This is a genomic window from Marinobacter antarcticus, assembly GCF_011049865.1.
Lineage (GTDB): Bacteria > Pseudomonadota > Gammaproteobacteria > Pseudomonadales > Oleiphilaceae > Marinobacter > Marinobacter antarcticus_A.
This window is the reverse complement of sequence record NZ_DRGY01000033.1, coordinates 13,405-27,857: the sequence shown is the minus strand read 5'-3', so window position 1 is coordinate 27,857 and position 14,453 is coordinate 13,405. Positions and strand designations below refer to the sequence as shown.

The 14,453-nt window shown below is 55.9% G+C and carries 12 protein-coding genes; 5 read left to right on the top strand and 7 right to left on the bottom strand.

From position 1 onward, the window contains the following. Positions 1–12: 12 nt before the first annotated feature. A complete protein-coding gene (gene astD, locus ENI00_RS03980; RefSeq protein ID WP_304099126.1) occupies positions 13–1,491 on the top strand; it encodes a succinylglutamate-semialdehyde dehydrogenase in 1,479 nt (492 codons plus the stop codon). A gap of 37 nt (positions 1,492–1,528) precedes the next feature. Further along, positions 1,529–2,869: an N-succinylarginine dihydrolase gene (gene astB / locus ENI00_RS03975; RefSeq protein WP_304099123.1), complete on the top strand. Its 1,341-nt coding sequence runs from the start codon at positions 1,529–1,531 to the stop codon at positions 2,867–2,869. Between the two features lie 61 nt (positions 2,870–2,930). Here astB and ENI00_RS03970 read toward each other — a convergent pair whose 3' ends face one another. Continuing rightward, positions 2,931–3,575: a TetR/AcrR family transcriptional regulator gene (locus ENI00_RS03970; protein ID WP_304099120.1), complete on the bottom strand. Its 645-nt coding sequence runs from the start codon at positions 3,573–3,575 to the stop codon at positions 2,931–2,933. Between the two features lie 179 nt (positions 3,576–3,754). On the opposite strand from ENI00_RS03970, the gene ENI00_RS03965 reads away from it, so the two are divergent. Then, the gene (locus ENI00_RS03965; RefSeq protein WP_304099118.1) at positions 3,755–4,846 is read left to right on the top strand and encodes an efflux RND transporter periplasmic adaptor subunit; all 1,092 of its coding nucleotides are present in this window, start codon (positions 3,755–3,757) and stop codon (positions 4,844–4,846) included. Then, positions 4,846–7,872: an efflux RND transporter permease subunit gene (locus ENI00_RS03960; protein ID WP_304099115.1), complete on the top strand. Its 3,027-nt coding sequence runs from the start codon at positions 4,846–4,848 to the stop codon at positions 7,870–7,872. The genes ENI00_RS03965 and ENI00_RS03960 overlap by 1 nt, the downstream gene beginning before the upstream one ends. Positions 7,873–7,900: 28 nt before the next feature. Here ENI00_RS03960 and astE read toward each other — a convergent pair whose 3' ends face one another. From astE to ENI00_RS03930, 6 genes are all read right to left on the bottom strand, one after another. Continuing rightward, positions 7,901–8,932 (bottom strand): succinylglutamate desuccinylase, encoded by a 1,032-nt coding sequence (gene astE, locus ENI00_RS03955; RefSeq protein ID WP_304099112.1) that lies wholly within the window; start codon positions 8,930–8,932, stop codon positions 7,901–7,903. Between the two features lie 17 nt (positions 8,933–8,949). Beyond that, a complete protein-coding gene (locus tag ENI00_RS03950) occupies positions 8,950–9,672 on the bottom strand; it encodes an ABC transporter permease (protein WP_304099111.1) in 723 nt (240 codons plus the stop codon). A 2-nt stretch (positions 9,673–9,674) separates the two neighbouring features. Next, positions 9,675–10,379: an ABC transporter permease gene (locus ENI00_RS03945; protein WP_304099109.1), complete on the bottom strand. Its 705-nt coding sequence runs from the start codon at positions 10,377–10,379 to the stop codon at positions 9,675–9,677. 56 nt (positions 10,380–10,435) lie between these two features. Continuing rightward, positions 10,436–11,212, bottom strand: coding sequence for a transporter substrate-binding domain-containing protein (locus tag ENI00_RS03940; RefSeq protein WP_304099106.1), 777 nt, complete (start codon positions 11,210–11,212; stop codon positions 10,436–10,438). Between the two features lie 84 nt (positions 11,213–11,296). Continuing rightward, a complete protein-coding gene (locus tag ENI00_RS03935; RefSeq protein WP_304099103.1) occupies positions 11,297–12,067 on the bottom strand; it encodes an ABC transporter ATP-binding protein in 771 nt (256 codons plus the stop codon). Between the two features lie 155 nt (positions 12,068–12,222). Next, positions 12,223–12,981 (bottom strand): FCD domain-containing protein, encoded by a 759-nt coding sequence (locus tag ENI00_RS03930; RefSeq protein ID WP_304099100.1) that lies wholly within the window; start codon positions 12,979–12,981, stop codon positions 12,223–12,225. A 374-nt stretch (positions 12,982–13,355) separates the two neighbouring features. Between ENI00_RS03930 and dctP the strand changes: the two genes are divergently transcribed. Then, the gene (gene dctP / locus ENI00_RS03925) at positions 13,356–14,381 is read left to right on the top strand and encodes a TRAP transporter substrate-binding protein DctP (RefSeq protein WP_304099241.1); all 1,026 of its coding nucleotides are present in this window, start codon (positions 13,356–13,358) and stop codon (positions 14,379–14,381) included. Positions 14,382–14,453 lie beyond the last annotated feature (72 nt).

Below are 14,453 nucleotides of genomic sequence, written 5' to 3'. Positions count from 1 at the left end.
AGGTTTAGTGATATGGCAAATCTGACAGGTGAGCTTTTTATTGGCGGGCTATGGCTTCGGGGCCACGGTGCCGCGTTTGAGTCTGTACAACCCGTTACCGGTGATGTCATCTGGGAAGGAGCCGGCGGCAGCCTGGAAGATGTGGATGCCGCGGTGCGTGGGGCCCGGGATGCCTTCGTACAATGGCGCCGTAAAAGCCTTGCTGAGCGCCAAGCCGTGGTTGAGGCCTTTGGTGAGTTGCTGGAAGCTAACAAGGAAGAGCTTGCCCATCAGATTGGTTTGGAGACCGGCAAGCCCCTTTGGGAATCGCGCACGGAAGTGGCGGCCATGATCGGCAAAATCGGTATTTCTGTGAAAGCCTATAATAGCCGTACCGGACACTCCGAGTCGGATACGGCAGGTGGCCACGCCGTCCTGCGGCATCGCCCACATGGAGTGGTTGCGGTGTTCGGGCCCTATAACTTCCCCGGTCATCTTCCGAACGGCCACATTGTGCCGGCCTTGCTGGCGGGCAACGTGGTTATATTCAAACCCAGCGAACTGACGCCCGGCGTGGCAGAACTTACGATCAAACTTTGGGAAAAAGCTGGCCTGCCCGACGGCGTGATTAATCTGATTCAAGGGGCATCCGATACCGGTAAGTCGCTGGCCGGCCACCCAATGATTGATGGATTGTTCTTTACCGGCAGCTCCACGGTTGGTCACTTGCTGCACGAGCAACTTGGCGGCCAGCCGGAGAAAATTCTTGCCTTGGAGATGGGGGGTAATAACCCGCTGATCGTACAGGACATTTCGGATGTTGATGGTGCGGTACATCATGCCTTGCAGTCGGCTTTCCTGTCGGCTGGCCAACGTTGCACCTGCGCCCGTCGGTTGCTGGTTCCGAAAGGCAAAAAAGGCGATGAGTTTCTGGAGCGTCTGGTGGCGGTGACGGCGCGCATCCAGGTGGGGGAGTTTGATGCCGAACCGCAACCTTTCATGGGTTCGGTCATTTCCCTTAAAGCCGCCGAAAGTCTGCTCGCGGCCCAGGCCGACATGCTGAAGCAAGGTGCGAAATCCTTGTTGAAAATGAAACAGATCAAGCCAGACACAAGCCTTCTATCACCGGGCATTGTGGATGTCACCGGGTTGGAGTTGCCCGATGAGGAGTTCTTCGGCCCGCTGTTGACGGTATACCGCTATAAAAGTTTTGACGATGCTCTGGAGCTCGTTAACAACACTCGCTATGGGCTTTCCGCCGGCATTCTTTCTGATGACCGCAAGCTTTATGAGCGCTTGGTTGAGGAAGCGCGTGCGGGTATCGTCAACTGGAATCGTCCCCTTACCGGCGCCAGCAGTGCGGCACCTTTCGGCGGCGTGGGCGCCAGCGGTAACCATCGCGCAAGCGCCTATTACGCGGCCGATTATTGCGCCTGGCCCATGGCGTCCCTGGAGGCTGACAAAAGTGAGGCGCCAAAGAGCCTGGCGCCGGGCCTGAATTTTGATGCCTGAGTTTTCTTCTAAAGTCGGACAGACGGAACCCGAAGTCATGGCAAAGCATGCGGTAGAAGCGAATTTTGATGGCCTGGTTGGCCCTACCCACAATTACGCGGGCTTGTCCTGGGGTAATGTGGCGTCTAAATCCAATGTGAACGCAGTGTCAAACCCTCGGGAAGCGGCGCTTCAAGGGTTGGCAAAAATGAAGCGTCTGGCCGATCGTGGTTACGTTCAGGGCATTCTTCCTCCCCACGAGCGCCCTCATATTCCTTCTCTCAAAGCACTCGGGTTCAGCGGCACGGATGCGCAGATACTGGCGCAGGCTGCAAAATCCAGTCCCTCCGTTCTTGCGGCTGTCTCTTCTGCTTCTTCGATGTGGACGGCCAATGCGGCAACCGTTTCACCCAGCTCCGATACCACAGATCATCGGGTGCACTTTACCCCTGCCAATCTGAGTGCCAAGTTTCATCGTTCCATTGAACATACCGTGACCGGCCGTTCGCTGAAATCTATCTTCGCGGATGAGGCCTATTTTGCCCATCATCCTGCGCTGCCTTTGGGCAGCCATTTTGGTGACGAAGGCGCGGCCAACCACACCCGGCTTTGCGGCCGCTATGGCGAGCCAGGGGTAGAGCTGTTTGTTTATGGTCAGGTTGCGTTTAACGAACGCGCACCGGCGCCGAAACGATATCCCGCCAGGCAAACTCTGGAAGCCTCTCAAGCCATCGCCCGACTGCACGGGCTGAGAGACAAAAACCTGGTATTTGCCCAGCAGAACCCGGCGTCTATTGATGCCGGCGTGTTCCATAATGACGTTATTGCGGTGGGCAACGGCAACACCCTGTTCTATCACAGCATGGCGTTCCTGAACGAAGAGCAAATACTGGCAGACATCCGTTCACGCCTGATCGGGGCTGATTTTGAGGCCGTTCGTGTGAGCAGCGAAGACGTGCCACTTAACGACGCAGTGGCCTCATATCTGTTCAACAGCCAACTGCTGAACACGCCGGATGGCATGCTGCTGGCCGTTCCGGGTGAGTGCCGGGAAGTGGCCTCGGTGAGCCAGTATCTGGATAAGCTGTTGGCCGCCGGTGGGCCGATTACCGCAGTGGAAGTGTTTGATGTGAAGCAATCCATGCGCAACGGCGGTGGCCCCGCGTGCCTGCGGTTGCGCGTGGTTCTGAACGATGAAGAGCTGCAGGCGATGCATCGCGGTGTGATTCTAACGGATCGTCTTTACGAGCGTCTCACAACCTGGGTGGGAGCCCATTATCGTGACCGGTTGGCGCGGGAAGATCTTGCTGATCCGATGCTGCTGGATGAAGTTCGCAAGGCGCTGGATGAGTTAACGGGCATTCTGGCGCTGGGCTCGATTTACGATTTTCAGCTTTAGGCAGCTTTAGGCAGCTTTAGGCAGCTTTAGGCAGCTTTTGGCAGGACAGGAGAGACGTCCGTCAGGAAGGCGCAGCGGCGAGAGATGACGTCAGCATATCCATCGTGTGTCGGATCAGGCTATCAGCCGGGAAGCTGTCACCGGTTTCGCTCACTTCTGATTGGCACAGCAGTACCGCGCCGTGCAGCGCACCACGAAGGTAAAGAGCGGTCTGTTCCGGGTTAAGAATGCGCTGGCGGCTCATGGTGCCGTCTTCCAGCCCCAGTTCAATGGCCTCTGTCATAAAGCTCATCAGCTCTGATTTCGAGCACAGCATTTCCCTGGCCTGGGTTTCGTCTGCATCTGCCATAGCCGTTGAGGCTTTGGTGAGTGCGGAGAAGTAGTCCGGTTCGTCCAGGTAGAAACGATAATAGGATTCTCCCATCGCGCGTATCTGCGCCAGTCCGGTATTTGCGGTTTGTCGAGCCTGTCGAAAGCGTTCGGAAAGACTGTGTCCAGCCCTCAACATAATCCCTCTTTGAATAGCGGCTTTATCCGTAAAGTACACATACAGCAGAGCGCGGCTCAGGCTGGCCGTGCGTGCAATGTCATCCATGGATGTGCGCTCGTAACCCTTCTGGGAGAAAGCCCGCTCTGCGGCGTTCAGAATCGCGTCGTAACGGGCCTGTTTCTCCTGTTCACGTCGCGTTTTTAGTGGTTCGGTCATTGGGCTTTCTCGCTAGAGTTCTTCCGGGGTTACTTGGCTCGGTGGCCCTTATGCCAGTGGAGGATAAAAGCCGATTATTGACATAATGTCAAACAATGACATTATGTCGCAATCATTAAACGGGATTTCCGCAGGGAGCGGCATCCACACAAACATGAGCATGGATGAAAGGACACCTTATGACACAGTTCCGTATCCCTTTTCGCAATCTTGTTGCCCTTGTTTTGCTCCTTGTTGGCGGCCTTTTTCTTTCCGGTTGCGACGCCGCAGGCGCACCGGAGACACCCAGCGAGCAGGCGGTATCAGTGCGTGTTTCAGGTGTTACTGGTGGCCAGGCCCAGGAAATAACCCTGCGCTTTTCGGGCATTGTAAGATCAACGCAAAGGGCAACGCTGACGTTTCAGGTCGGCGGTGCCCTGAAAGAACGGGCGGTAGAGCTGGGCGAGAAGGTTGCCGCCGGAGATGTGCTTGCGCGTGTGTACAACCCCGCGCTGGAGCCCGCGCGGGATTCGGCGGGAGCCAGGCTGGACGAGCTGAATACCCAGTATGACCAGGCTAAACGGGAGTGGGAACGATCCACACGGCTGCGTAAAAGTGGGGTGATTTCCGAGCAGAATCTGGAGCAGATAGCCGCCAGCCGCGATGCCCTGAAAGCGAGCGTTGCCACAGCTCGGGCCGAACTGGTCGAGGCCAGTCAGATGCTACAAGAGAGTCTGTTGCGAGCGCCGTTTGCCGGGCGTGTTGAAGCATTGCTGGTCGAGAAAGATGAATTTGTGGCTGCGGGTCAGCCGGTAATACGTTTGTCTTCTACCAAGGGTAAGGAAGTGGAAATCCGGGTGCCAGCTTACCTGTTGGCGCATGTATCAGTGGGTCAAGAAGTACCGGTATGGTCGGTGCAAAATCGCAACGACGCACCGGTCATTGGCTCTGTGGTTGAGATCGCCCAGGCGGGCGCAATTCGCGGCGAACTGCACTCGATTCTGGTCAGTTTGCCAGTGAAAACTCTTGAGCCAGGCGAGCCCGTTGAAGTGGGTATTACGCCCATTCACCAATCGGCAATCACCGTTCCACTCTTGTCGGTGGTTCGTAACGCAGGGGGTATTACCGTTTTCCGGGTGCGCAACGGTGTGGCCCGTCGGGTCCCGATAGACGTTGAGCGCGTGGTAGGAGAGCGGGTTGTGGTGCGCGCGGGCGAATTGAAACCAGGAGACCAAGTGGTTTACGCAGGTATAACCCGCCTCGTGGATGGCGATGCCGTGGAGGTGCGTTGATGAGGCGCCGGCTGCTCAATTTCCAACGCTTGCTGGGCATGGTGGTTACGATGCTCTGTTTGCTTGGCGTGGCGGCATACAGCACCATGCCGCGCCAGGAAGACCCTTCATTTCCGTACCGGGCGGGGCTGATTTCGGTGAGTTATCCCGGGGCGAGCGCCGACGCTGTGGAGCGGCTGGTACTCCGGCCTTTGGTAGAAGAATTACGCCAGGTAGACGAGGTGGATTATTCCCAGAGCACCGCTCGTACCGGCGTGGCGCTTGTCAGGCTGCGCCTCGACGACGATATTTACGACACCGATGCGGCCTGGGATCGCATTCGTCAGGCGATGGAACGTGCAAAGCAGGATTTCCCGGACGACGTAGGCCAGATGGTGCTGGACGACCGGCTGATTGATAACCCTGTTGTTGTACTGGCCATTGGCGGTTCGCCGTCGGTGAGTGAGCTGTCGGACGTGGCTGAACGGCTCAAACAAAATCTCTCCAATCTTGCCGGTATGTCTCGCATTGAACTGCAAGGCGACGCGGACGAACAGATCACCCTGGCGCTGGACGATGCGGCACTTTACCGGCTGGGCATTTCTCCGGCCCGGATTCTGGAAACCCTGGCGCAGCGCAATCAGACCACGCCCGGTGGTTTCGTGGTTGTGGATGGCCGCCGGTTCTCGGTGTTGCCCAACACGGAGTTTGCAGATATTGAGGCTATTCGCGCCACGCCTATTGAGCTTCCTGATGGCTCTCAGGTGCCGCTGGCGGCGGCGGCCGATGTATGGCGTGGTCCCGCCGAGCCGCGTCAGCCGGAAACCTGGTTTGACGGTGAGCGGGTCGTATTGCTGGCGCTGATTATGGAGGAGGGCACAACGGATGCCATTCGTTTCGGAGAGCGGGTACGGGAGCGCATTGATCAGATACGGGCCGAGTTCCAGCCCTATGAAATTCGCGAGATGTTCTTTCAACCCGACAAGGTTTCGGATCGCCTGGACAACCTCGCCTGGAGCCTGGTGCTGTCTGTTCTGATTATTGTTGCGGTCGTGTTTATTGGTATGGGCATTCGAATGGGCTTGTTGGTGGCTTCTATTCTGCCCATGGTGGCGCTGATCAGCGTTGGGCTCTACGATCTTGGCGGGGGCGTTCTGCACCAGATTGCGGTGATCGGTATGGTGATCTCCCTGGGTATTCTGATCGACAACGCGATTGTGATTGTTGAAAACATTCAGGGGCATCTGGACGAGGGCATGCGCCGCCTGGACGCCGCGGGCAAAGCCGTCAGCGAGCTTGCGGGCCCGCTCGGGGCGTCTACCGGCACGACGCTTGCCGCCTTTGCGCCGCTGCTGCTCGCCAAAGGCGGGACGGCCGACTTTACCCGGGGCGTGCCCGTAATGATCATGCTTACGTTATCGGTCAGTTATTTGCTGGCGATTTCAGTGGTTCCTTTGCTGGCCGCGCGGTTCCTCAAGCGTCGCCGCAATGCCGAGGCCGACCGGTTGATTGGTCTGGCGCGCTTTCTCGGGAGCCTGGTCTATCGCCATCCGAGGCGACTGATCGCAGCCGGCGCTTTGCTGGTTGTTGGTAGTCTGGCGCTGACGCCGTTTATGGCGCAGCAGTTCTTCCCCAATGCCGATCGGCCCCGGGTTATTGTTGAACTTTACATGCCCGAAGGCACCGATCAGGCGCGAACGGCAGAGGCCGCCGCCAGTCTGGAGCAGGCCATACTCACCCAGGCAGATGCGCTCGAAATTCACCGTTTTGTCGGTTTTACCGGGCCCGCGTTCTACTACAATCTCCAGCGCGCGCCCCAGGCGCCGAACAGAAGCCGGCTAGTGATAACCACGCCAACGCTCGAAGACACCACCGGTATGATTCGCTGGATTCGCGCGTATGTGAACGAACAGATGCCGGAATTAAATGTAAACGTTGGCATTCTCGGGCAGGGCCCGCCAAGAATTGCGCCGGTTGAGGTGCGCGTGTATCACGCCGATGAGAAAGTGCGTTCCCAAGCGGTAGAGCAGGTGTTCAGCGCGCTGCGCCGGGTGGAGGGTACGGTGGATGTGCATCACGATCTGGACATTGGCGTGCCCAGCATAGCTATTAACGTAGACGACGCCACCGCGGCACGTTTTGGGCTTACCCGGGCCGATGTGGCTCAGAGTCTCTATGGTCAGAGCTTCGGGGTTGTTGCTGAGCGTTATCGCCAGGAAAAAGACCCTATTCCGCTGGTGCTCCGGTCACAGGAAGGCACATCACTGCCTTTGGAACGCCTGCTTTCCGTGAACATCTACAACAAACAGGGCCAGGCGGTTCCGCTGTCGGCCGTCGCGAGCGTAGACACCACGTGGGAGCCGGCTGTGCGTTATTTGCGTAACGGCACTCGGCTGAATACCGTAACCGCCAACCTGCTGACGGGGTATAGCTTCAGCCAGGTGCTAGAGGGTCTGAATCACGCGCTGGAAGACAACCCTCTGCCAGACGGTACGCGCATCGAAATGGGCGGTGACGCTGAAGGCTCCGGCGACGCAAACGGCGCGTTGCTCACCGCGGCACCGATTGGCGTGCTGTTACTGCTCTTCTTCTTGCTGCTGCAATTCAATTCGTTCCGACGCGTCGGTATTATTCTGCTGACCGTGCCTCTGGCAACGGTGGGTATCTTTCCGGGTTTGGTGCTGTCGGGCTCACCCTTCGGATTTCAATCGTTGCTGGGTGTGATCGCGCTCGTGGGCATTGTGGTGAACAACGCCATCGTCCTGCTTGATGTCATGGACAGAGAGCTGGAGAACGGCGAGAACATTCATGAAGCCATGCGCAAAGCCGTTGTGCAAAGGACCCGGCCAATCCTGTTGACCACGGCAACCACCGTGGCCGGCCTGCTGCCTTTGGCGTTCTCCAGTTCCACACTCTGGCCGCCCATGGCCTGGGCGATTATTTCAGGGTTGCTGGCCTCAACGTTGCTGACCCTGCTGGTGATTCCAGCGGTGTGCACGCAACTGATCAAGAGCGGAGTCGCTGAGCCTGAAAACGCACCGGCCTAATGGTGGGAGATGATGGGAACGGTCCGGTCTAACGGGGCCTGATCATCAGGCCTACGCGCTGGCCAACCGGTACATCCCGGTTCGGGAACACAATGGCCTCGGGTGACAGTCCCACCCGATAACAGGCACGGTCATCCTCCCAGATGACGGTGCCTGGCGGATATTCGGTAAAGTTGGCCACCTCATCCGGAATATGAAACTGAAAGTTGTTTCCGGTATTCAGAATTTCGTGCACCACTTCAAACACGGTGAGTGCGGTGGTCGGTGCTTGCTCTGCAGGGCTTGCCTCGCCACAAAAACGACGCCGCAGTGCCGTTTTGATTCCCTCAAAACGCCTCAGATCGTTCTTGCCGAACGGTTGGACTTTGCCCAATTCCACGGTAAAGCTTTCAGCGCCCAGCGCAGAGGATGAAAACGATGAAAAGGTACTTCCCGCCTTGTGCTGCAGCAACAACGTTCCTACTTCGGCTTCCCGCAGAAAATCACACTGCGCCTCCGGCACTGGCCGGCCCTGCACAAACGGATAAAGCGCAAACTTCTCGCGATGGGACGGCCTTATGGCCGTGTGCAAATCGTAATGGGATAAGGCTTGTGGGTGTGCTTTGGCAAACTGACGGCAAGTGTTCTCAAGAAACCGCGCCCGGGCTGCTTCGGGCAGCCCCTCATACTCTGGCTTGCCGTGGGCTCCGCCAAACAAGCGGTTTAAATTTGCATCCAAAAACCGCTGCCCGGCCGCCATGGCCGGCGGGTTCCCCAGAATCAGTAGCAGTGGGCAGGCCAGTGGCCATTCTCCGTCCAGCAGCTCGCTTACCAAGGTGTTCAGAACCTCAATGGGCGCGGTTTCATTGCCATGAACGCCGGCGGAAACAATCAATGCCTCTTGGTTTGGATTGTTGCGACTGGCTGGCGGCGTGAAACGCAACACACCGACACTGTCCCGGCGTATGCAGGTGCCGTCAGCAAGTGTGGTTTCAGTGCCGGGTAGAGTGGTAGAGGGGTTGGCCAACGTGTGCGACAGCCAATCGAGGCTGGATTCAAAAAGATCCTGATAAGCGTCCATAGGATCCCCCGACGGATTCAGGAGCCCACGGGCCGCTGATGCCTTAACAAGTGATTTTCAAGTTTGCGGAACACAAACACCATCGTAAACGTGAGCGCCATGTAGCAAAACGCCACGAAGATGAACGCATCGAACGGTGCATAAAACCGTGAGTAAATATTACGTGCCGCACCCGTGAGATCCACAATCGTAACCACGCTCGCAATGGCACTGGAGTGCAGCATGAAAATGACTTCGTTGGAGTATGCCTGAACCGCACGTCTTGCCGCGCTGGGCAATACAAGCCGTCGCATTCGCATAAACCAACTCATGCCGTAGGCCTTCGCGGCCTCAATCTCGCCGTGGGGCGTCGACACAATCGCACCTCGAATGATCTCCGTGGTGTAGGCGCAGGTGTTTAATGCAAACGCCAATAGAGCCGGGTAGAAGGGCTCCCGGAAGATCGCCCACCAGAATGTTTCCTGAATGCCAGGTATCTGGGCGACACCATAGTAAATAATGTAAAGCTGAATCAGCAGCGGCGTGCCACGAAACAGATAGGTGTAAAACCACACAGGGCCGGATATGAACGGGTTTTTGACCGTGCGCAGTATGGCCAGGGGAACGGCAAACATAAGCCCGATAATCAGAGACAGGAAGACCAATTGAACGGTGGTCACCATACCGTTCCAGTATTCCAGGATCGTCATGGCGGTAAAAATGTCGTTCTTGTCGAGCCAGGCGGCAAGGAAGTCAGGCATCACTAGTTCTCCTGAATCACGCCAGCGTTGGCTCGTTTATCGAGCCACTTTATAAACAGTTCCGAGCCCGCGGTGAGGGCCAGATAGACAAACGCCACCGGAATGAAAAAGTGGAACGGCATGCGCTCCGCTTTGGCCGCTTCCTCTGCGACACGCACCATGTCGGTGAGACCGATGATGGAAACCAGCGCCGTGGTTTTAAGCAGCACCTGCCAGTTATTGCCAATCCCCGGCAGCGCGTGGCGCATCATCTGTGGAATCATCACTCGGCGAAACGTGTGCCACTGGCTAAAGCCATAAGCGCGTGCGGCTTCAACCTGCCCGGTTTCAACGGCCAGAAAAGCGCCTCGGAACGTTTCGGTCATGTAGGCGCCAAAAATAAGCCCGATCGTTACGGTACCTGCAATAAACGGATCAAACTGAAAGAAAAAATCGACTTCGTAGGTGGCCCAGATGTAGTCCGAGATCATGTTTACGCCCACCTGGCCGCCGTAGTAGAACAGCAGCATCATTACCAGGTCGGGGACGCCCCGAATCAAGGTAGTATAGGTGGTGGCAATGCCAACAGCTACACGGCTGTTCGACAGCTTTGCAGCCGCACCGATTAGCCCGAGGGCTAATGCGAGGGCAAGAGACAGGAAGGCAAGTTCTATGGTGACAACTGCTCCGCTCAGCAGTTCCGGGCCATAGCCTTTGAGATCAAACATGGACGTGTCCGGTAGTCAGGGGCAGTCGCAAAGGCTACCCCTGAGGCTGGTGTTTTTCAGATCTTTACGTCGTAAGCGAAGTACTTCTGCATGATGGTGTCATAGGTACCATCTTCTTTCAGGGTGCGAAGGGCAGAGTTCACTTCCCGAGCAACATCTGCGTCGCGCTTGCGCATGGCAACACCAACGCCTTTACCCAGCTTTACGGCCTCACCAACTTCCTTGAAACCATCTTTGGTCAGAACGGTCTGTTCGCCTACCGGGTAATCGACAAACACGACATCCAGGCGTTGGCCCTCGAGATCCAGAACCATATCATCGGCAGTGGTGTAACGCTTGATGGTGACTACACCACTCATTTTTTCGGTCACAAAGGTATCCATAGTGGTGCCACGCTGAACACCGACGGTTTTGCCTTTCATGGCGCTCATGTCAGTAACGTCGGTGTCAAAACTCTCGGGGCCAAACCATCCGCCCGGAGTGTTGTAGTATGGCTCAGAGAACAGAATCCGCTCCGCACGCTCTGCGGTGATCGACATGGACGACATGATCAGATCGAACTTGCGAGCGAGCAGGCCGGGGATCATGCCGTCCCATGCCTGGATCACGAACTCGCAAGTTGCGTTCATCTGCTCACACATCGCGTCAGCCAGCTCCACTTCGAAACCGGTCAGCTCGCCATTTTCACCTTTGTACTCGAAAGGCTCATAAGGCACGTCGAATGCGATGCGCAGGCTTCTGGGGGCGGAACTCCCGATGCTTGTGTCCTGGGCTTGAACACCTCCAGCCATAAAGGCGAGAGCACAGCTTGCTGCAATAATCAGGTTTTTCATGTGTCATTTCTCCAATGGGCCGCCTCATGGGCGTTATTTTTGTGGAAAATTTATATATGACAATCGTCAAGATAGCACTGCACGTCAGAACTTGGGAGCCAGAAACTGCCTCATGCGTTCCGAATCGGGATTATCAAATACCTTCGCAGGAGTGCCCTGTTCTTCGATGACGCCCTGGTGCAAAAACAACACCTGAGACGACACATCCTTTGCAAATGCCATTTCGTGAGTAACCACGATCATTGTGCGGCCTTCCTCGGCCAGGCTCTGCATAACTTTCAGCACTTCTCCAACCAGTTCCGGGTCTAGCGCTGACGTTGGTTCGTCAAACAGCATCACTTCTGGCTCCATTGCCAGAGCCCGGGCAATGGCTGCGCGCTGCTGCTGGCCACCGGACATTTGGGCTGGATAATAGTCTTTGCGTTCATAGATGCCCACTTTATTCAGGTAGGCCTCGGCACGCTCGATAGCTTCTTTTTTGGGAACCTTGAGCACGTTGATAGGTGCTTCAGTAATGTTTTCCAGCACGGTCATGTGTGACCACAGGTTAAAGCTCTGGAACACCATGGAAAGCTTGGCGCGAATCAGTTCTACTTGCTTGTTATCCGCCGGGATGCGTTCGCCTTTTCGGTTGCTGGTAAACCGGATAGGGTCGCCGTGAACAATAATGTCACCGGAGGTAGGTGTTTCCAGCAGGTTAATGCATCGAAGGAAGGTACTCTTGCCAGAGCCGGAGCTGCCAATCAGTGAAATCACATCGCCTTTACAGGTTTCGAGTGAGATACCTTTGAGTACTTCAAGCTCGGCAAACGTTTTGTAAATATCCTTGCAGATCAAAGGCGCTTGGTCCGCCATGCGTGGCTCCTGAAGCTATTATTCTAAGGCAACGGTTTTACGGGCTGTGGAAGGCGAAATCAATACCTTTTACACACAGATTTACGGTTTTTCAGCGCCAAATTGCGTAGCTTATTGTGGCGGAATGAGTGTTCGATGCAAGCGTTTTGCCGATTTCAGCGGTTGGCATGATGGTGGCTGCTGAGTGCTTCATGTTCAACCGGAATACGAATAAGTGTACTGCCTTCCTGCTCCATGTCGCGCATGGATTTGCTCACGAAGCGCACGTGGGCCATAGCAATTTTCTGGGCGCTGGTCGGTCTTCCGGAGATAATGGCTTCGTAAAGCTGGCGGTGCTGAAGAACAATCTTCTTGCGCATCTCGGCGCGCGGATTGAGATTGGCTACGGATGCCTGCACGGTCATCAGCATCATGTTTTTGAGACTGTTAAGCACGTGAACCAGAATCGGATTGTGGGAGGCCTCCACAATGGCCTGATGAAAGCCGTGATCCGGGCGCGCGTTGCTCAGCGGGTCGGTGTCTTCCAGATCGCGGAAGGCTTTGGTTATCCGGTGCCGATCCTGGCTGGTTGCCCGCTGCGCGGCCAGACAGGCTGCTTGTCCTTCCAACTGTTCACGAACCTCCAGTAAATCGTAAAGCGTGCGCGGGTGACCTTCGAAAAGGCGCATCAAGGGGCCTTGTTCGCGAAGATCACCAGACCCGGGCACCATTGTGGAAACAAAGGAGCCTTTCCCGTGGCGGGTTTCGATGACACCGCGCCCTTGCAGTTCGTGGAGCGCTTCGCGGATAACCGATCTCGACACCCGCAGACTCGCTGCCAGTTGCCGTTCTGACGGTATTTTATGTTCTGGCGCCAGCCCGCCATCGAGGATGAGCCGCTCCAGCCGATAGGAGATTTCCTGTGAAATAGCCATTTTATTGCCTGTGAGGTCACTGGTCTGACCAGCGCCTGTTGTCTTTGTTGTTATTTAGTAGTTGCTTCTGATTGCATGCAAGCCCACTGAATATGGCTGATTCCGGGGGATTCGTCCATTTTTCCAAATTTAAAAACTGGTAGGACCAGTTGTCTCTTTGCTGGACTAAACCGGTGGCGCCTACGAATATCCTGTCTGATGCCGGGTATTTATGCCGGTGTTGCTCTGACCTCTATAAAAACAATTTCAGCGGAGATGTCTCAATGAAACCGAGCAAGACCCTTACCAATAATCGCGAAATCGGCGCGGCTTCGCAGCCCCGACGCTTTCTCAAATCCGCCGTCCTTGGCACCGCCTTCGCCGGCGCGCTGATGATGGCCGCCGGCCAGGCTTACGCCGCAACAACCTGGAAAATTCAGTCGGTCTGGGATGCGGGTACTGTCGGCTACGACCTGTTTGAAGAGTGGTGCAACAGCATCAAGGAAAAAAGCGGCGGAGAGCTTATTTTCAAACCTTTCCCGGCCAAAGCCGTTGCCGCCGATAACAACGCGCTGTTCGAAGCTGTGCGCAATGGTGTTTTGCAGGGCATGAACCCGTTCACCCTCTATTGGTCTGGCAAAATCCCCGCCTCGGTGTTTCTGTCGTCCTACCCTGCGGGCCCGGATCAGCCGCACCAGTGGGATACCATGTTCTACTCTCTGGGAATGCTGGAAAAGACCCGGGAAATTTATAAGAAATACGGTCTTTTTTACGTTGGCCCTATTCAGCATGACTCCAATATTATTCACTCCAAGAAGCCGGTTAACAGTCTGGACGATCTGAAAGGCATGAAGATTCGCGTGCCGGGTGGCATGGTTGCGGAAGTCTTCCAGCAGTTTGGTGTGTCAACGGTCAGCTTGCCGGGCTCCGATATTTTTCCGGCGCTTGAGAAAGGCACCATCGATGCAGCGGACTATGTGGGTCCTGCTGTGAATTACGAATTGGGCTTTTCCCAGGTTACCGACTACATCATATTCGGGCCTCCTGGCGTTATGTCTATCTACCAGCCGGTGGATCTGATGGATCTTACCGTTAACTTGCGGAACTGGAACAACCTGGATCCGAAACTGCAAAAACTGGTGGAAGAAGAGGTTCGAAATTATTCACAGCGCCATTATCTCACCATTCAGAAGCGCAACATCGAAGCCATGGAAAAGTTCAAAAAAGATGGCGATACGGTAACCCGGCTTAGCCAGGCAGATCTTGCCGAGTTCCGCCGTGCGGCTATTCCTATCTGGTACAAGTGGGCCAACAAGGACGAAGACGCCCGCGCAATATTTGATATGCAGCTTAAGTACATGATGAACGATACCGTTGGTTATGTGACGGAAGCCGATCTTGAAGGCGTGGAAGGCAGGTAAAACCGCGTTATCTGACAACAATAAAAAACACGGTAGGGAAGGGCAGGGACTGCTCCGGAAAAGAGGCGGTTC